The organism is Polaribacter aquimarinus (assembly GCF_003129485.1).
Taxonomy (GTDB): domain Bacteria; phylum Bacteroidota; class Bacteroidia; order Flavobacteriales; family Flavobacteriaceae; genus Polaribacter; species Polaribacter aquimarinus.
In genome coordinates this window covers 510,355-528,210 of record NZ_QFFG01000003.1, presented here as the reverse complement: position 1 = coordinate 528,210, position 17,856 = coordinate 510,355, and the positions used below count along the sequence as shown (strand labels likewise).

Annotated in this window: 16 protein-coding genes; 13 read left to right on the top strand and 3 right to left on the bottom strand. The window is 26.9% G+C overall.

What is annotated here, in order from left to right; translation table 11 throughout:
• Nucleotides 1-516: 516 nt before the first annotated feature.
• The 12 genes from DIS07_RS14990 (at nucleotide 517) to DIS07_RS09580 (ending at nucleotide 13,048) form a co-directional block, all read left to right on the top strand.
• Nucleotides 517-1,143, top strand: coding sequence for an O-antigen ligase family protein (locus DIS07_RS14990; RefSeq protein WP_146190723.1), 627 nt, complete (start codon nucleotides 517-519; stop codon nucleotides 1,141-1,143).
• Nucleotides 1,140-1,994 (top strand): glycosyltransferase, encoded by an 855-nt coding sequence (locus DIS07_RS09630; protein WP_109405020.1) that lies wholly within the window; start codon nucleotides 1,140-1,142, stop codon nucleotides 1,992-1,994. The genes DIS07_RS14990 and DIS07_RS09630 overlap by 4 nt, the downstream gene beginning before the upstream one ends.
• The gene (gene hisH, locus DIS07_RS09625; RefSeq protein WP_109405019.1) at nucleotides 1,991-2,602 is read left to right on the top strand and encodes an imidazole glycerol phosphate synthase subunit HisH; all 612 of its coding nucleotides are present in this window, start codon (nucleotides 1,991-1,993) and stop codon (nucleotides 2,600-2,602) included. Before DIS07_RS09630 ends, hisH begins: the two co-directional genes overlap by 4 nt.
• Nucleotides 2,603-2,607: 5 nt before the next feature.
• Nucleotides 2,608-3,372 carry an AglZ/HisF2 family acetamidino modification protein gene (locus tag DIS07_RS09620; protein WP_109405018.1) on the top strand — a complete coding sequence of 255 codons (765 nt, stop codon included), beginning with the start codon at nucleotides 2,608-2,610 and terminating at the stop codon, nucleotides 3,370-3,372.
• A gap of 2 nt (nucleotides 3,373-3,374) precedes the next feature.
• Nucleotides 3,375-4,526 (top strand): N-acetyl sugar amidotransferase, encoded by a 1,152-nt coding sequence (locus DIS07_RS09615; protein WP_109405017.1) that lies wholly within the window; start codon nucleotides 3,375-3,377, stop codon nucleotides 4,524-4,526.
• A 2-nt stretch (nucleotides 4,527-4,528) separates the two neighbouring features.
• Nucleotides 4,529-5,545 carry a DUF354 domain-containing protein gene (locus DIS07_RS09610; protein ID WP_109405016.1) on the top strand — a complete coding sequence of 339 codons (1,017 nt, stop codon included), beginning with the start codon at nucleotides 4,529-4,531 and terminating at the stop codon, nucleotides 5,543-5,545.
• A gap of 7 nt (nucleotides 5,546-5,552) precedes the next feature.
• On the top strand, nucleotides 5,553-6,725 hold the full coding sequence (locus DIS07_RS09605; protein WP_109405068.1) for an N-acetyl sugar amidotransferase: 1,173 nt from the start codon (nucleotides 5,553-5,555) through the stop codon (nucleotides 6,723-6,725).
• Between the two features lie 81 nt (nucleotides 6,726-6,806).
• Nucleotides 6,807-7,946 (top strand): sugar transferase, encoded by a 1,140-nt coding sequence (locus DIS07_RS09600; protein ID WP_109405015.1) that lies wholly within the window; start codon nucleotides 6,807-6,809, stop codon nucleotides 7,944-7,946.
• A 7-nt stretch (nucleotides 7,947-7,953) separates the two neighbouring features.
• Entirely contained in the window at nucleotides 7,954-8,520 is a 567-nt protein-coding gene (locus DIS07_RS09595) for a sugar transferase (RefSeq protein WP_109405014.1), read from the top strand.
• Nucleotides 8,510-9,631 carry a DegT/DnrJ/EryC1/StrS family aminotransferase gene (locus DIS07_RS09590; RefSeq protein ID WP_109405013.1) on the top strand — a complete coding sequence of 374 codons (1,122 nt, stop codon included), beginning with the start codon at nucleotides 8,510-8,512 and terminating at the stop codon, nucleotides 9,629-9,631. The genes DIS07_RS09595 and DIS07_RS09590 overlap by 11 nt, the downstream gene beginning before the upstream one ends.
• 272 nt (nucleotides 9,632-9,903) lie before the next feature.
• Complete coding sequence (locus tag DIS07_RS09585) at nucleotides 9,904-10,671, top strand: polysaccharide biosynthesis/export family protein (protein WP_109405012.1); 768 nt, start codon at nucleotides 9,904-9,906, stop codon at nucleotides 10,669-10,671.
• A 1-nt stretch (nucleotide 10,672) separates the two neighbouring features.
• Entirely contained in the window at nucleotides 10,673-13,048 is a 2,376-nt protein-coding gene (locus DIS07_RS09580) for a GumC family protein (protein ID WP_109405011.1), read from the top strand.
• Between the two features lie 35 nt (nucleotides 13,049-13,083).
• Here the strand turns inward: DIS07_RS09580 and DIS07_RS09575 are convergent, their stop codons facing one another.
• Nucleotides 13,084-13,839, bottom strand: a complete 756-nt coding sequence (locus DIS07_RS09575; RefSeq protein ID WP_109405010.1) for a tyrosine-protein phosphatase — start codon at nucleotides 13,837-13,839, stop codon at nucleotides 13,084-13,086.
• A 156-nt stretch (nucleotides 13,840-13,995) separates the two neighbouring features.
• Between DIS07_RS09575 and DIS07_RS09570 the strand changes: the two genes are divergently transcribed.
• On the top strand, nucleotides 13,996-14,850 hold the full coding sequence (locus DIS07_RS09570) for an N-acetylglucosamine kinase (protein WP_109405009.1): 855 nt from the start codon (nucleotides 13,996-13,998) through the stop codon (nucleotides 14,848-14,850).
• On the opposite strand, the gene DIS07_RS09565 is transcribed toward DIS07_RS09570, so the two are convergent.
• Complete coding sequence (locus DIS07_RS09565) at nucleotides 14,843-16,099, bottom strand: UDP-N-acetylmuramoyl-tripeptide--D-alanyl-D-alanine ligase (RefSeq protein ID WP_109405008.1); 1,257 nt, start codon at nucleotides 16,097-16,099, stop codon at nucleotides 14,843-14,845. The two genes, DIS07_RS09570 and DIS07_RS09565, sit on opposite strands and share 8 nt — an antisense overlap.
• A 65-nt stretch (nucleotides 16,100-16,164) precedes the next feature.
• Nucleotides 16,165-17,835, bottom strand: coding sequence for a gliding motility lipoprotein GldJ (gene gldJ, locus DIS07_RS09560; protein WP_109405007.1), 1,671 nt, complete (start codon nucleotides 17,833-17,835; stop codon nucleotides 16,165-16,167).
• Nucleotides 17,836-17,856: the final 21 nt, after the last annotated feature.

Below are 17,856 nucleotides of genomic sequence, written 5' to 3'. Positions count from 1 at the left end.
GCTTTAAGTCCTATTACTACTGTTGTTTTTTTACTGTACGTTTTTTTTCATTTTAATAATAGAAAATTAAAAATAGATTTATTTTTTTATCGATTTACACTTATTTATTTTTTTATTCTTTTTATCTATCTTGTTCAATTTGGATCTATAGACTTTTTTCTTTCATCATATATTTATATAAAATTTTTATACGCTTATTTAAGTGTAAAAGTAATTGGAGTTAAATTTTTTACTTACTTTGAAGATATAGTATATAAAGGAGCCTTAATTAGTATTCCCTTTTTTATTCTTCAAATACTTTTTTACGAACAAACACTTTATTTGGTTTCTTTTTTACAAAAAAATATTTCTTTTTTTGCTTATAATAATGATGACCATTACAGTATGTTTATTTTTTCTATTCAAACTAGGGGGGGGGAGCTAAGAAACTCGGGATTTGCTTGGGAACCTAAAGGTTTTGCTAATTTTCTAGCTTTAGCTATTTTGATTAATTTGGTTAGAAATGAATTTAAATTAATGAATAAGAAATTGTTGATTCTAACCATAGCTCTAATTACTACTTTTTCAACTACTGGTTATTTAATGGTTTTTATATGTTATTCTATATTTATATTTTCAAATACTAAATTTAGAGATAAGTTGATAATAATTCCGTTTATATTAGCTCTTTTTGCAATAGTTCTTCAGCAAGAGTTTATTACAGATAAAATTTTATATGAGTTTGAGACTAAAGGAGGTTATGAAGATGTGCTTTATACTGAAAGAGACGACAGGGAAGCTTTTTCTCTTGGAAGGGTAGGTTCTTTTATAGTGGATTTTGAAGATTTTAAAAAAAAACCCATTATAGGGTATGGTATGCAACGATCAGAAAGAACCCAACATCGATGGGTAAAACTAGTAAGAGTCAATGGGTTATCTGATATTTTTACTACTTTTGGAAGTATTGGCTTGATGTTTTTTTTATATACCTACTGGAGTTTTTATGATAAACTTCTTAAATCTAAAAAAATGAAAGGAAGATTTATTTTGATGTTATCAACTTTAATTTGTTTTTTTGCATCTAATTTAATATCGCACCCTTTTTGGATGTCTATGTATTTTGTTTTTTTAATTCCTTTTGAAAAAAATAATAAGTTATTATGAATTATGTAATTGTTTCTCCAATTAAAAATGAGGAGAAGTTTTTAAGACAAACCTTAGATTCTGTAATTTTACAAAGTGTTAAACCTAGTTTATGGGTTGTAGTTGATGATGGTTCTACTGATGGTACGTTAGATATACTTAGAGAATATTCACTTAAATATAATTGGATTAGTGTTGTTGAAAATAAAACACATTCAGAAGAAAGGGCTGGTGGCTCTAAAGTGGTAAGGGCTTTTTATAAAGGTTTTGAGTCCATTAAAAATCATAATTATGACTTTATTGTAAAATTAGATGGAGATTTAAAACTGCCAAATAATTATTTTGAAGCAATAATTGATGAATTTAAAAAAGATTCAAAAATAGGTCTTTGTGGTGGGCTCATTCTTAATAAAATTAATAATTCTTTTGTATTAGAATCACATAATAATTATCATGTTAGAGGTGCTTTTAAAGCTGTTAGAAAGAAATGTTTTAATGAAATAGGAGGTTTTTCAGAAGTTTGGAATTGGGATGGTTTAGATGAAATGGAAGCAATGAGATTAGGGTGGAAGACATCAGTTTTAGACTTAAAAGTAATTCATTTTAGACCAACTAGTGGGGCTTATAATTTTAAAATTCAGAATTTTAAACATGGCTACGAAGCTTATAAAACAAGAGATAACTTTTTACTTACTCTGATTAGGTTTGTAGCCAAAAGTATAAAATCACCTTATTTATCTGGTATTTATTTTTTGAAAGGATACTTTTCAAGTTTTTTTAGTAAAGAACCTAGAGTTATTAGTAAAGAACTATCTATCTTTACAAATAAGTTTCATTTAAATAGAATATTTAAAACAGTTTTTTCAAAATGATTACAATAGTAGATTATGGTTTAGGTAATTTGAGATCAGTTCAAAAATCTTTTGAAAGATCAAACATTAATGTCAGAATTTCAAGCGATCTTAAAGTTATTAAAAATTCCCAAAAATTAGTTTTACCTGGAGTAGGTCATTTTGGAAAAGGAATGAACAACTTAAAAACTACTGGTATTCTAGATGTTTTGAATGAAAAGGTTTTAGTTCAAAAAACGCCTATTTTAGGAATTTGCTTAGGAATGCAGCTAATGACAAAATTTAGTGAAGAATCTAACTCTGATGGAATTGGATGGATTGATGCCAAAACTATAAGGTTTGAGAAAGATGAAACAAAAAAATTCAAAGTACCACACATTGGTTGGAATAGTGTAAACATTATAAATAATAATAATTTATTAAATAAAATAGAAAATAATAGTCAATATTATTTTGTGCATACTTACTGTGTTTACTGCAATAACAATGATGATATTATGACAGAATCTGAATACGGTGTTAAATTTCATTCTTCTTTTAGAAGAGAAAATATTTTTGGAGTTCAATTTCATCCGGAGAAAAGTTTTTCAGTAGGTATTCAAATGTTTAAAAATTTTTCAAACCTTTAATTCTTATGTATAGACCAAGAGTAATTCCTGTATTATTATTAAAAAATAAAGGACTTGTTAAGACTGTTAAGTTTAACAAAAGCCGTTATATAGGAGATCCAATTAATGCGGTTAAAATCTTTAATGATTTAGAAGCAGATGAATTAGTTTTTTTAGATATTACTGCCTCAAAAGAAAAAAGAACTATCTCTCTTGATTTAGTAAAAGAGATAGGAGATGAGGCTTTTATGCCATTTGCAGTAGGTGGTGGAATTAAAACATTAAAAGATGTTGAAGAGATATTGAAAGCAGGAGCTGAAAAAGTTGTTCTTAATAGTGTTTTACACTCAAATATGAATATTATATCGGACGTTGCTTTAAAATTTGGTAGTCAAAGTGTAATAGCTTCTGTGGATGTTAAAAAGAATTTTTTTGGAAAATACGTTGTATACATCAAATCTGGTAAAAAAAAGATTAAAACGCAATTGATTGATTATGTTAAAATGATAGAAAGTAAAGGTGCAGGGGAAATTATTATAAATTCTATTGATAATGATGGTTTGATGCAAGGTTATGATTTAGAATTAATAAAAACTATTTCAGAAGTAGTTGATATTCCTGTAATTGCTTGTGGTGGTGCTGGAAACCTAGGGCATTTCAAAGAGGCAACACAAAAATCATTTGCTAGTGCTGTATCAGCTGGTAGTGTTTTTGTTTATCATGGACCAAGAAGAGGTATATTAATAAACTATCCAGAAAAAAACGAGTTAAATAAAGTTTTTGCTAATTAAATATGAAAAAGAATTACAAAATATGTTCAAAAGGAGTCTGGGATACTACAGTTCCTGGTGTTACTTTTGATAAAGATGGGGTTTCAAACTACTGTAGAATGTTTGAAAAATATAAGTATCAATATCCACGTGGAGAAAAGGGAAAACAAGATTGGTTAGAGTTTTTAAAAGAAATAAAGAAATCTAAAGGAAATAAAAAGTATGATTGTATAATTGGTGTTAGTGGTGGTACAGATAGTTCTTATTTATTACACTTAGCAAAAGAAAATGGATTAAATCCACTAGCTGTTAATTTAGATAATGGTTGGTCATCAGATATTGCAGTTAAGAACATTAAAAAAGTCACTTCAAAATTAGATATTGATTTAGAAACTTATGTAGTTGATTATGAGGAAATGAAGGATATTTTAAAATCTTATATAAAAGCTAGTTTGCCCTGGATAGATTTTCCTACAGATCACGCGATAAAATCTATATTATACAAAACGGCAAAAAGAGAAGGAATTAAGTATATTCTTATAGGTCAGGATTTTAGGTCAGAAGGGACTCAACCTAGAGAATGGACATATGGAGATTCAAAGCAAGTCAAATTTATACAAAAAAACTTTGGAGACAAAAAATTAAAAACATACCCTAATATTTCTTTTTTTAGTCATTTGTATCTTACTTATATAAGTAAAATAAAAATGATTTACCCTTTCTTTTTTATAGATTATAATAAAGAAGATGCAAAAAAAATGCTGATAGAAAAATATGATTGGGAGTATTATGGAGGACATCATTATGAAAATATATTTACAAAATTTGCAATCTCTTTTTGGTTGTATGAGAAGTTTAATATTGATAAAAGAATTATTACGTTATCTGCACAAGTCATGAGTAATATTATTAGCAGAGAAGATGCAATAAATCAATTAAAGAAAAAGCCTTATAATATTGGTGAAATTGACGATATGAAAAACTACCTAATAAAAAAATTAGGTTTTACAGAACAAGAATTTGAACTATGTATAAAAAAAGAAAATAAATCTTTTTTAGATTATCCTTCGAGCTATGGTTTGGTTTTAAGAATTGCAAAATTTGTAAAACCAATTTTAGTTAGAGTTATGCCTCAATTACCATCTTTTTTTATACAATTAGAAGAAAGGAAATAATCATGAAAATTATAATAGAAGTTGGTCATCCAGCAAATGTTCATTATTTTAAGCATTTTTATTGGGCTATGAAGTCAAAAGGAGCTCAAATAAAAATTATTGTAAGAGATATAGATGTAGCTATAGATTTATTGAATAGTTATGGTATTGATTATTATAATAGGGGAAGAGGATATAAAAGCTTTATTGGTAAAATATACTACTTGTTCCTAACAAATTTTAGAATTCTTTTTTTAAGCCTTAAATTTAAGCCTGACTTTTATATTTCAATGTCTTCACCATATCCTTTTTTGGCTTCTAAGTTTGTTAAAATGAAGTCGATAGTTTTTGATGACACAGAAGTAGGTAAATTTGAACAAATGATATATAAGAAGTATGCTGATGTAATTTTAACGCCTAAGTCTTTCTATAAAAATTTAGGGGTTAAACATCAAAAGTTTAATGCTTTTATGGAGTTATTTTATTTACATCCAAATTATTTTAAACCTGATGAAACTGTTTTATCCTACTTAAACCTTAAAATAGGAGAAAAATTCATTTTTATAAGAATGGTAGCTTGGGGTGCAACTCATGATTATAATCAATCTGGTATACCTGAAAAAAAATTAGATCAGTTAATAGATTCATGTGAAAAAAAAGGGTTAAAAATTATTCTATCTACTGAAGAAAAATTACCAACAAAATATGATAGTTACGCTGTTAGATTTCCACCAAATAAGATACATGATATTTTATATTATTCGCAATTATATATTGGAGAAGGAGCAACAACTGCATCTGAGTCAGTAATGTTAGGAACACCAGCTATTTATATAAACTCCATTAATGCAGGTACTCTAAAAGATCAGGAAAATTCAGGTTTACTATTTAGTTTTAGGAAATTTGAAAATGAGATATTTGATCTTATAGATAAGATTCTAGATGAAAATAGTAACATGTGGAGAGAAAAGAGAGATGAATTCATAGAGGATAAAGAAGATATGACTTCTTATCTCATTAATTTAATTGAAAAAAAATAAATTTAATATGAAAATATGTGCTAAATGTGTCTTAGATAATACCGTGCCAGAAATTATATATGACGAAAAAGGAGTTTGTAATTATTGTAAAATTCATCAAGAGTTAATCGATATATATCCATTAGGTAAAGAGGGGGAAGAAATTATGAACCAACTCTCTCAGAAGATAAAAATAAAATCAAGAAGTAATAAATATGACTGTATTGTTGGAGTAAGTGGAGGTACAGATAGTACTTATTTACTGTATTATGTTGTGAAAATTCTTAAGTTAAAACCTTTAGCAGTTCATTTTGACAATGGTTGGAATTCTGATATAGCTGTTAAAAACATTAAGAACGCGACAAATAAATTAGGGGTAGATTTATATACTCATGTTGCTAACTGGGAAGAGTTTAAAGATTTGCAAATTTCTTTTTTAAAAGCCTCTACACCAGATGCAGAAGTGCCTACAGATTTTGTAATATTTTCTGTTTTATATAATTTAGCAAAGAAAGAAAAAGTAAAATATATAATTGAAGGGCACTCTTTTAGAGCAGAAGGTACAACACCTATTGGATGGACTTATTTGGATGCAAGATATATTAAAAATGTTCAAAGAAAATTCGGAAGTAAAAGAATTAAAAGTTTTCCAATAATTTCTTTATTTAAACTTTTAAACTATACATTTATTAAGAAAATTAAAACTGTTAGACCACTTGAGTACTTGGATTATAGTAAACCTAAAGCTCAAGAACTGATAAAAAGAGAGTTAGGGTGGCAAGATCCTGGAGGACATCATCATGAATCTATTTATACTAAGTTCTTTCAATCTTATTATTTGCCAGAGAAGTTTAATATTGATAAGAGAAAAAGAGAGCTTTCTGCAAAAATAAGATCTGGAATTTTAACAAGACAAGAAGCCTTATCTGAGTTAAAAGTAAATTATCCGGTTGAGAAAGGGATTGTTGATTATGTGATAAAAAAACTGGGGATTTCTGAAGAAGAATTTAAGTTAATAATGAATTCTAAAGTAAAGTCATTTGTTGATTATAATACATATTTTTCTTTGATTCAATTTTTTAGATACCCTATTAAAATTGCATGCAAACTACATTTATTTCCACCTATAGTGTATTTGAAATATGGTATTAACCACACAAAAAAAATACAAGAATATTGGTCGGCTTATAATAAAAAGTAATCCCCTTTTTTAACTATTTAGAAAAAATATTTATATTTGTTTTATTAATTACCCCTAGTAATTAGTTTAATTAAAATTGTTATGGAAGAAACTAATACTATTGAAAAAGAAAAAAAAGAAAAAGATTTAAGTGAGTTGATTTTTTTGAACGCTTTAAAATCATGCTCAAATGAAAAAGCTGTAAAAGAACTAATTTTAAAAGAAGTAAGTAATAACATTTTAGTTATTAATTATATTGAAAAATACCTCAATATCTCTCAAGAAGAAACTTTTATAACAGCTACTTCTACACGTTTTAATATAGATAGTTTAAAAGAGAATAGCATCTCTGGAATTGTTAATTTAAAAAAAATAAACGATGTAAGATATGTTAATAAATTTTTTGAAGCAGTTAATAAAAAGTTGCCAAATTCTGGAGTTTTTTTCGGATGTGTAGAGACTTATCCAGATAGAAAACAAGCAATAATGGAAAAATTCCCTATAGTTATTAATTGGTTTGTTTACTTTTTTGACACCCTTTTTACACGAGTTTTTCCAAAACTTAAAATTACAAAGAAAATATATTTTTATCTAACAAAAGGTAAGGGTAGAGTTATTTCTAGGGCTGAAACTTACGGAAGGTTATATTCTTGCGGGTTTGAGATTTTAGATGAAAAAACTATTGATAATACTCTATACTTTGTAGCTAAAAAAGTTAAAGATCCTGTCTATGATACAGACCCGACTTATGGACCAATTATTAGGTTAAAGAGAGTTGGAAAAGGTAAGAAGAAATTTAATGTATATAAATTGAGAACCATGCATCCTTTTTCAGAATACCTTCAAGAATATGTCTATAATCAGAACAAATTACAAGAAGGCGGGAAAATTAAAGATGATTTTAGAATTTCTCCAGAAGGTAGGATTTTTAGAAAATTTTGGATTGATGAAATTCCTATGATTATAAATATTCTTAAAGGTGATATGAAATTAGTAGGAGTTAGACCTTTAAGTGCACACTTTTTTAGTCTTTATGATGAAAACTTACAAGATTTAAGAACCCAGTTTAAACCTGGATTTATTCCACCTTTTTATGCTGATCTTCCTAAAACTATGGAAGAAATAATGGCATCAGAGAAAAAATATTTAGAAGCTTATTCAAAGTCACCCTTAAAAACAGATTTAAGATACATATATATGTCGTTTAAAAATGTTCTTTTTAAAGGAGCGAGAAGCAATTAATTATTCTATGACAAAGTATCAAAAAGTTGTTAAAAGGTTTTTTGACTTCTTATTGTCACTGATTTTAATCCCAATCCTTTTATTTCCATTATTTGTTTTAATAACTATAGCTACTATAGACCTTAGGGTTTTTGGCTTATTCTGTCAAAAAAGAATAGGTAAATATGGTAAGGAGTTTACTATATTTAAAATCAAAACTTTAAAAAAGGATAAAAAGACTACTAAAATTTCAAAATTTTTTAGAAAGTCAAAGTTAGACGAATTGCCTCAAATTTTTAATGTTTTTTTAGGTAATATGAGTTTCGTTGGCCCAAGGCCAGATTTGAAAGAGGTGATTTTTCAGACTATAGAAATTGATGATATAATATTATCTATTAAGCCCGGTATAACAGGCCCTGCATCATTATTTTTTTTTAATGAAGAAGATATTTTAAGTGAAGTAGAGAATTCTATTGAATATAATTTAACAGTTATTCAACCAAAAAAGAATAAGATTAATAGAGATTATATTAATAATTACCATATTTTTAACGATATAAAAATTATTTTTAAAACTCTAAAAAATGTCATCTAAAATATGGCTTTCTAAACCGCATTTTAATACTACTAATTTAGATTTTTTAAAAGAAACATTTAATTCTAATTGGATTAGTACTACAGGTCCCAATATTGATGAGTTCGAAAAATCAATTGAAAATATTCTTGGGAATGATTTGAAAGTAGTTGCTTTAAATTCTGGTACTTCTGCTATACATCTTGCTTTAAAACTTTTAAATGTTGGTATAGGTGATGAAGTAATTTGTCAAACTTTCACTTTTTGTGCAACTGTAAATCCTATCTTATATTGTGGTGCTATTCCTATATTTATTGATAGTGAAAAGGATACGTGGAATATGTGTCCGGTATATTTAGAAAAAGCTATTCAAAATAGATTAAAAGTCAATAAAAAACCAAAAGCTATTATTGTTGTTGATTCATATGGTATGCCAGCAAAATGGGATGAATTATTAGAAATTTCTAAAAAATATAATATCCCTATTATTGAAGATTCAGCAGAAGCTTTAGGGGCCTTTTATAAAAATAAAATGTGCGGAACTTTTGGTAAATATTCAATTTTTTCATTTAACGGCAATAAAATTATCACAACTTCAGCTGGAGGAGTTTTAATTTGTAATAATACAAAAGATAAGGCAAAAGCAATACACTTAGCTACCCAAGCTAAAGGAATAGGGCATTTTCAGTATAATGAAATTGGATATAATTACAGAATGAGTAATGTTTTAGCAGCTTTAGGTTTAGAGCAGTTAAAATCTTTGAAAGAAAAAATAAAACAAAGAAGATTAAACCATATTAGATATAAATCGATTATGTCCAGTGTTGGTGGAGTGGCGTTAAAAGAAGAATTTGATGAAAAAATAGTTTCTAATTTTTGGCTTAATTGTATTGTTGTTAATAATTCAAAGTTTTCAAATATTGATTTTCTTAATGCTTTTACAGAGAATAATATTGATGTGAGAACTTTATGGTATCCATTACATATGCAGAGTTACCTTAAAAAGTATCTTTTTTTTGGGGATAGAGTAGCGGAAGTTTTGTTTAGAAAAGGATTATGTCTTCCATCTAGTTCTAGTCTAACAGAAAAAGATTTTTTAAGAATCGAAAAAGTTTTTAATTTATTTAAATAAAAATAATATTTCTTATTATGAAAATAGCAATAGCTAATTCTATTGTTTAATTAAAGAATTTTTATGTATTACAAATTATTAACATTTGAATAATATAATCTATCAAATAACCTGAATACCGGTTATTAATAATTATTTTTATTTGGTAATATATCTTCATGTTTTATCACTCTAAAATTCCTTACCTTAATGATAATCTAAAATATTTAACATACAAATATTACTAATAATTAAACTTAATATAGTATTTTCGCACAAAATTATAGAAAGTTATGATAAATAAAAAAATAGCCATTTTAACAATGCTTATAGCTATTTTTTCGTCTTGTATTTCACCTAAAAGAGTAATTTACTTCCAAAATGATGAAATAGACCAAAATTTAGTTAATAATGATTATAAAACAATTTTTAAGGCTGATGATTTGTTACAAATTATAGTAACTTCAAAAGATTTAGAATCGGCAATTCCTTTTAACCTTCCAGTTATAACAACTGAAAGTGTAACCAACTCTCCAGTCGGTCAACCAGTTTTTCAAACTTATTTAGTTGATAGTAATGGTGAAATTGATTTTCCTGTTTTAGGGAAAATTAAAGTAGCTAATTTGACAAGAGAGGAATTAATTTCTAATCTAAAAAATAAATTGTCACCTAATTACATAAAAAAACCGACAATAAACATAATGATAACTAATTTTAAAGTTACTGTTTTAGGGGATGTCAAAAGACCAGGAACTTATAATATAAAAAATGAAAGATTGACAATATTAGAGGCATTAGGATTAGCAGGAGATTTAGAGTTAACTGGAGATAGGAAAATACTAGTGACGAGAGAAGAAAACGGTGAGAAGAAAATATATGAGGTTGATTTATTATCAAAAAAAATTTACAATTCTCCAGTTTATTATCTTCAGCAAAATGATTTAATTTATGTTAAACCAAATTATGCAAAATCTCAATATGCTGTTTTTAACCCTAATACAGGACTTTTTGTATCAATAGCTTCAATATTTATTGCTTTAGTATCTATAATAGTTAAGTAAAATGGAAAAAGAAAATTTAAATAATCAATTTAAAGAAAATGATTCTTTTAATATTAAAGATGAAATCTTAAAATATCTAAGACATTGGAAATGGTTTGTTTTAAGTATTGTAATTGCTATAATTATAGGGTTGTTTTATATCAAACAATCAAATCTACTTTACAGTGCTTCTTCAACTATAATGATTAAGAATGATAGAAGAGGGGGGATGTCTGAAGAATTAGCTGCTTTCAAAGAGTTAAGTGTACTAGGAAGTAACAATAAAAATGTGGACAATGAGATTGAAGTTTTAAGGTCAAGAAGAATTATCTCAGAGGTTATAAAAAAATTAAATTTAAATGTGTTTTATATATCTATTGGTAGAATTAGAAATAATGAACTATATAAAAATACACCGATAGAATTGGTTTTTGAGGAAAAGGACAAATTGTTAAATTCAGTTAAGGATACCTCTTTTCAGGTAAATATTTTATCAGAAAAAAAATATGAACTTTTTAATGAAGATAATGCAAGTTTAGGAGTCCACGATTTTAATAGTAAAATTGAATCAAAAATAGGTGATTTTAAAATAATTAAAAAAAGTAATAATTTTAATTATACTAGAATTAATGTTGTATTAAAGACATTAGATAATACTGTAGATATATATAGAAAGAGAATAACTATAGCTCCTATTGCAAAAAACGCAAGTGTTTTAAATATAAATATTATAGATAGGGTTAAATTAAAAGCGGAAGATGTTCTAAATGAGTTGTCAATTCAATATAATAAAGACGCAATTGAAGATAAAAGTCAAGTGTCTGAAAAAACTTTAAAGTTTATTAATGAAAGATTAGTTGAAATTGGAAAAGAACTTTCAAATATACAAGATGAAGTTAAAGATTTTAAAGTTAATAAAAAGTTTACAGGTCTCAGTAAGGAAGCTGAATTAGTTTTTGAAACTTTAAATAAGAACAATAAACAAATTATACAAGCTAATACCCAGTTAAGAATTATTAAATCAGTATATAATCAAGTTAATAATTCCGAACTAAAAGATATTTTGCCATCTAATTTAGGATTAGAAAATCAGTCTGTTAATCAATTAATACTTACTTTTAACGAATCAATTCTTAGAAGAAAAAAACTCTTATCTTCAGCAGGAAAAAGTAATCCTTTAGTCACTGAATTAAGTTCGAACATATTAATTTTAAAATCTAATTTGAAAACCTCTTTAAAAAACTTTGAAAAATCCGTTAAATTACAAATAGAAGAGTTGAGAAAAGAAGAGGCAAAGATTAATTACAAAGTATCTTCTTTTCCTGTAAATGAGAGAGGCTATATTGATATTGCTAGACAACAAGAAATTATAGAGGGGCTTTATACATATTTACTAAAGAAAAAAGAAGAAACTGCAATTTCTATAGCTGTTACTGTACCAAACGCTAAAATTATTGATAGAGCTTATGGTAATAGTTTACCAGTTTCACCAAAAAAGAAAGTTATTTTACTTGGTGCTCTATTGTTGGGTATATTAACTCCTTTTGTTATTATCTATATAAAAAGCTTACTTGATACAAAAATTTACTCAAGAAAAGATATTGAAGATTTGACAACCCTTCCTTTTATGGGTGATGTCCCTCATTCGGAAACTAATGATAAAGTAATAATTGGTAAAGATGCTAGGTCAAGTACAGCTGAAGCTTTTAGGTTAATTAGAACTAATTTAGATTTTGTTTTAAATAACAATGTTGATAGTAAATCTAAGGGGAAAACGATTTTTGTAACTTCTACAACAAGTGGTGAAGGAAAGTCTTTTATTTCAATTAACTTATCAGCAGCATTATCTTTATCTGGTAAAAAAGTATTATTAATTGGTATGGATTTAAGAGCTCCTAAAGTTACAGAATATCTTGGTATTTCTGAAAGAAAAGGAATTACTAACTATATTACCGATAACAAATTGACTTTAGAAGATATAAAATTTTCAATATCAGAAATTAAAGGATTAGACATAATTGCTTCTGGAGTCATTCCTCCCAATCCTGCAGAATTATTGTTAACAAAAAAAATTGAGAATTTATTTGAAGAGGTTAGGGGAGATTATGATTACATAGTGGTAGACACAGCTCCTGTAAATTTAGTTACTGATACTCTTTTAGTAGCCAAATATGCTGATATGTTTATATATGTTGCAAGAGCTAATTATATAGATAAAAGAATGTTAGCGGTACCACAAATGCTATATAATGAAAAGAAATTACCAAATATGGCCGTTGTTTTAAATGATACAGACATTAAAAAAGGTTATGGTTATGGTTATGGTTATGGTTATGGTTATGGTTATGGTTATTTAAGTGAAGAAAAGAAGAAGCCCTGGTATAGAAGAGTATTCTAGAATATAATTATTATATTTTAAAAGTGCGAATAATTTTAATTTTTCGCACTTTTTTTATAGAATTTAGAGTTGTTTTCTAAGAGTAACTCAATTCTATGAAGTGTTTTTTTGTTGGATACATCTTTAAGTAATCGAATATGTTCTATATTGTGAACATCTGTACCAACATAATGATACATCTCTTCTTCTAAAAGTTTTAAACTAGTTTTTTGAACATTTTTTCCATATTTTTCTGTGAGCGATAAAAGATTTAATTGAAACAAACAACCGGCATTTTTTAGTTTTGTATATATTCTTTTATTATTATGATAGAAAATATACCTCTCTGGGTGGGCTAATATTGGTTTATAACCTTTTAGTCCTAGTTCGAATAATACTTCAAAAAGATTATTAGGGGCATTAAAATATGACATTTCTACTAAAACTAAATTATCCTTTAAAGTTAGAATATCATCTTTTTCTAAAAGAACAGAAAATTCTTCATCTAACATATACTCTGCTGCAGCACCTAAGGATACATCTGTAATTTTTCTTTTTTTTAATTCTTCCTGAACTTCTTTTAATTTCATTTTTATAGTTTCAGAAGAATTTGGATATACACTACCTAAAACATGAGGGGTAGTTATAAAATTTTTAATACCATAAGATCGCATTTTTAAAATTAACTCGATAGAATTATTTAAATCCTTAGCACCGTCATCAATACCAGGGAGTAAATGTGAATGAATATCGACAAAATTTTCAGGGAAAAATTCGTTTATAGGAATTTCTTTTTTCTTAAAAAAAAACATATTAATAATTTGTTACAAATTTACAATAAATATAGTTTAAATTTTAGGCGTAATTTATATTCATAATAAATTAATCTCTACGAAAACGATTGAAGATTTACCTAATGTTGTATATCATATTTACATGTGATATCTTTGAATCAAATACTTTAAATTATGATTTTAATTGCAGACGGAGGTTCAACAAAAGCAGATTGGATTGCTATTGACAAAACTAGTAAAGAAGAGGTTTTTAGAACAAGAACTTTAGGTTTAAATCCAGCTATTGTTCCTGTTGAAGAGCTTGAAAATAGGATTATAAACATGTTTCAACTTATTAATGTAAAAGATGATGTTGAAGAAATACATTTTTATGGTGCAGGATGTGGAACTCCAAAACCTATTCAGATACTTAAAAATGTATTAGAATCTATTTTTGTAAATGCTAAAATTTTTATTGCTGAAGATATGTTAGCTGCAGTTTATGCTGCTTCAGGTAAAGAACCAGCATTGGTTTGTATTTTAGGTACCGGATCAAATAGTTGCTATTTTAATGGTTCTGAGATGGAAATGTTGGTATCATCTTTAGGGTATATATTGATGGATGAAGCTAGTGGGAATTATTTTGGAAAAAAATTGATTATAGATTATTATTATCAAAAAATGCCAAGTAACATAGCTGAAAAGTTTAATGAAGAATTTAACTTGGATGCAGATTATATCAAGAAAAACTTATATAGAGAACCAAATCCTAATATGTATTTAGCTTCATTCGCAAAGTTTATGTTTGATTTTAAGGATGAAAAATATATCAAAAAAATTATAAAAAAAGGATTTCAGAAGTTTTTTAAATATAGAGTTTTACCTTATAATGCTTCTTCAGATACTCCAATTTACTTTATTGGCTCAATAGCACATTATTTTAGAGATATTTTAGAAAAAATAGCAAAGACCAATAATTTAAAAATTACGGATGTTATTCAAAGACCCATAGACAATTTATTAGAATATCATAAAAATAATATTAATTAATAATATCTAGAAGTCTTTCTAAACGCATTCCTCTTGAACCTTTAATCAGAATTGATTGATGTTTAAGAGGATTTTTTTTAAAATAACTATTTAAATCATCAAAAGTTCTAAAAAATCTATTTGACGTTTTTGCTTGATAGAAATTATCTCCTACAAAATAGTATTGATCAAAACCTTTTTGATCTATTAAATCTACAATTGCTTTGTGCTCATTTAAACTTTCTTTTCCCAATTCAAACATATCTCCTAAAATTAGAGTTTTATATTTTGCTTTTATAGAAAAGAAATTTTCTATTGCTACTTTCATACTACTAGGATTTGCATTGTACGCATCCAAAATAATATTATTAGAATTAGTCTTTATAATTTGAGATCTATTATTATCGGGATAATAAGATTCAATAGCAGATTTAATGTCATTTATAGAAACTTTAAAATAATCGCCAATCGTGCATGCAATAGCAATGTTATTATAATTATACTTACCAATTAAGTTACTTTGAATAGTTGAACTTTTAAAAGAAAACTTTACAAATGGATTTACTTCTAAAAACTGTAAACTACGATCAAACTTAATAGTTTTAATGTTTTTAGTTTTATTAATTTGGATTTTATCTTTTGGGTTTATGAATGCTGTTTTTTTATTTTTTTCTAAGAATTTGTATAATTCACTTTTTCCCTTAATCACTCCTTTTACACCCCCAAAACCTTCTAGATGTGCTTTTCCAAAATTAGTGATATAACCATAATCAGGCTCACAAATAGCTGATAATAGCTCAATTTCTTTTTGATGATTTGCTCCCATCTCTATAATGCCAATTTCAGTTTCTAGACTCATTGATAATAAAGTTAGTGGAACACCAATATGGTTATTTAAATTACCTTTAGTAGCTGTTGTTTTATATTTTTTTGATAATACAGTATTAATTAATTCTTTGGTAGTTGTTTTGCCATTACTGCCAGTTAAGCCAACTATTGGAAATTTAAATTGTTTTCTATGATGATTGGCTAATTTTTGGAGCGTAATCAAAACATTATCAACTAATATGATGTTGGAGTGTTGACAATATTCTTCTTCGTCAACAATTGCATAACTGGCTCCAAGAGAAATAGCCTTTTTGGCAAATTTATTTCCATTAAAATTTTCACCTTTTAAACAAAAAAAAATACTATTTTTTCTTATTTTTCTTGTGTCTGTATCGATTAAAAAGTTTTTAGAATATAGTTTGTAAATATCTTTTATTTCCATTTTTTAAATATAAAAAAACCTCACTGAATTTAAACAATGAGGTTCTAGTAATTTAATTTTTAATTTTATCTTCTAGTACTTCGAGCTGTACGTTTTTTATAAGTCATTGGTCCTAATTTGTCGCTAACACATCTAAAACCTATGTAATTTGTAGCCATGTATTCAGGTAAATATCTTCTTTGAGCTGGGTCTAACCAATATTCTCTATCTGACCACGATCCACCTTTATACACTCTTGTTTGGTCACTAATTAAAGTTGTTCTTTTCTTAGAATCATTTACAAAAATTTCTTTTCCTGTAATAGAATCATAAGTTTTTGTAGGCCTTTGTGGGGAATTGTACATACTAGCTCTAGAAGCAAATTCATCTTCATCATCTTCGTAATATCTTGTAGAGTTTAAATCTCCATCACCAATATTTCTATTGTCTGCTACAGAGAAATTTCTTCTTAAAGTAACATCATCTTTCGTTATCGGAATGTATTTAATAGAGCCTGGTAGTTGTTTCGGTATTATTTTTCCATTTGGTAAAGTGTCATACTCAACAGAGGCTCCATTAGAGACATCAGCAATTACAACTCGCCCGTTTTTATCAATCATTTTTTTTGTAAAAACATTACCTCTATAATAGTTAAAATCGTTAGCCTCGTTATCTATTATTGGTCTATATACATCAGCAACCCACTCAGCAACATTACCAGACATATCGTACAAACCAAATGCATTGGGAGGATAAGATCTAACTCTAATTGGTATATCAGAACCATCTGAACTCCAACCTGGTAATCCACTATATTGTCCTTTACCTTGTTTAAAGTTTGCTAATTGGTCCCCTCTAAATCTTTTGGTAGTTTCTCTAGTATATTTACCATTCCAAGCATATTTTTTTCTACCTCTAATATTATTGTATTCTCTGTTTTCAATATTAGCTTTTGCAGCAAATTCCCATTCAGCTTCAGTTGGTAATCTAAATTTTGGTGTTAAAATACCATCATTTCGAGTAATTTTTCTGCCTTGAAAAGAGTTTTTATCTCTTCTTACAGAACCTCTAGTTCTAACTCCTCTTTTATATATGGTAGTATCTCCATCAAAAAGTTTCGAATCATCAGCTAAAAAAACCTCAGTGTCAAAGAAATTACTAACAGTATCTCTTTCAAAAATATTCTCAATATATCCTTTTTCGATTAATTTTTTTAGGTTTACTGCATCTGTTCTCCATTTACAATATTGATTTGCTTGAATCCAGCTAACACCAACAACAGGATATTCAGCATAGGCAGGATGCCTTAAATAGCTTTCTGTTAAAATATCAGTATTACCTAAGCTTTTTCTCCAAACTAAAGTGTCTGGTAAAACAGAATTGTATATGTGTTTGTATTTTTCTTCTGAAGGAGGAAAAACATCTTTAATATATTGTATGTATAGGAAATACTCTGAGTTAGTAACTTCAGTTTCATCCATAAAGAATGAACGGACATGAATTTTTTTAGGAGTTGTATTCCAATCAAACATTACATCGTCTTGTACTTGCCCCATTGTAAATGAACCTCCTTCAATAGCGACCATCCCAATAGGTGGGTCTTGTCCTTCGAAAGAATTACCTCTTATATAGTTCCCGTACTTCGGGTTGTTAAATTCTAAACCAGTTAATTTAGATCTACTTGAAGAAGACCTACTACAACTCGCTAAAATAATTGTTGTTAATACAACTATAGAAATTTTTAAACTGTTATTCATTTTCTAAAAGAAAAATTATTA

Bases quoted from the DNA above. Each gene is read 5' to 3' on its own strand.
- DIS07_RS09630 (WP_109405020.1), top strand. From the start codon at position 1,140: ATGAATTATGTAATTGTTTCTCCAATTAAAAATGAGGAGAAGTTTTTA.
- DIS07_RS09585 (WP_109405012.1), top strand. From the start codon at position 9,904: ATGATAAATAAAAAAATAGCCATTTTAACAATGCTTATAGCTATTTTT.
- DIS07_RS09605 (WP_109405068.1), top strand. From the start codon at position 5,553: ATGAAAATATGTGCTAAATGTGTCTTAGATAATACCGTGCCAGAAATT.
- DIS07_RS14990 (WP_146190723.1), top strand. From the start codon at position 517: ATGAATAAGAAATTGTTGATTCTAACCATAGCTCTAATTACTACTTTT.
- gldJ (WP_109405007.1), bottom strand. From the start codon at position 17,835: ATGAATAACAGTTTAAAAATTTCTATAGTTGTATTAACAACAATTATT.
- DIS07_RS09595 (WP_109405014.1), top strand. From the start codon at position 7,954: ATGACAAAGTATCAAAAAGTTGTTAAAAGGTTTTTTGACTTCTTATTG.
- DIS07_RS09600 (WP_109405015.1), top strand. From the start codon at position 6,807: ATGGAAGAAACTAATACTATTGAAAAAGAAAAAAAAGAAAAAGATTTA.
- DIS07_RS09565 (WP_109405008.1), bottom strand. From the start codon at position 16,099: ATGGAAATAAAAGATATTTACAAACTATATTCTAAAAACTTTTTAATC.
- DIS07_RS09590 (WP_109405013.1), top strand. From the start codon at position 8,510: ATGTCATCTAAAATATGGCTTTCTAAACCGCATTTTAATACTACTAAT.
- DIS07_RS09615 (WP_109405017.1), top strand. From the start codon at position 3,375: ATGAAAAAGAATTACAAAATATGTTCAAAAGGAGTCTGGGATACTACA.
- DIS07_RS09610 (WP_109405016.1), top strand. From the start codon at position 4,529: ATGAAAATTATAATAGAAGTTGGTCATCCAGCAAATGTTCATTATTTT.
- DIS07_RS09570 (WP_109405009.1), top strand. From the start codon at position 13,996: ATGATTTTAATTGCAGACGGAGGTTCAACAAAAGCAGATTGGATTGCT.
- DIS07_RS09620 (WP_109405018.1), top strand. From the start codon at position 2,608: ATGTATAGACCAAGAGTAATTCCTGTATTATTATTAAAAAATAAAGGA.
- DIS07_RS09575 (WP_109405010.1), bottom strand. From the start codon at position 13,839: ATGTTTTTTTTTAAGAAAAAAGAAATTCCTATAAACGAATTTTTCCCT.
- DIS07_RS09580 (WP_109405011.1), top strand. From the start codon at position 10,673: ATGGAAAAAGAAAATTTAAATAATCAATTTAAAGAAAATGATTCTTTT.
- hisH (WP_109405019.1), top strand. From the start codon at position 1,991: ATGATTACAATAGTAGATTATGGTTTAGGTAATTTGAGATCAGTTCAA.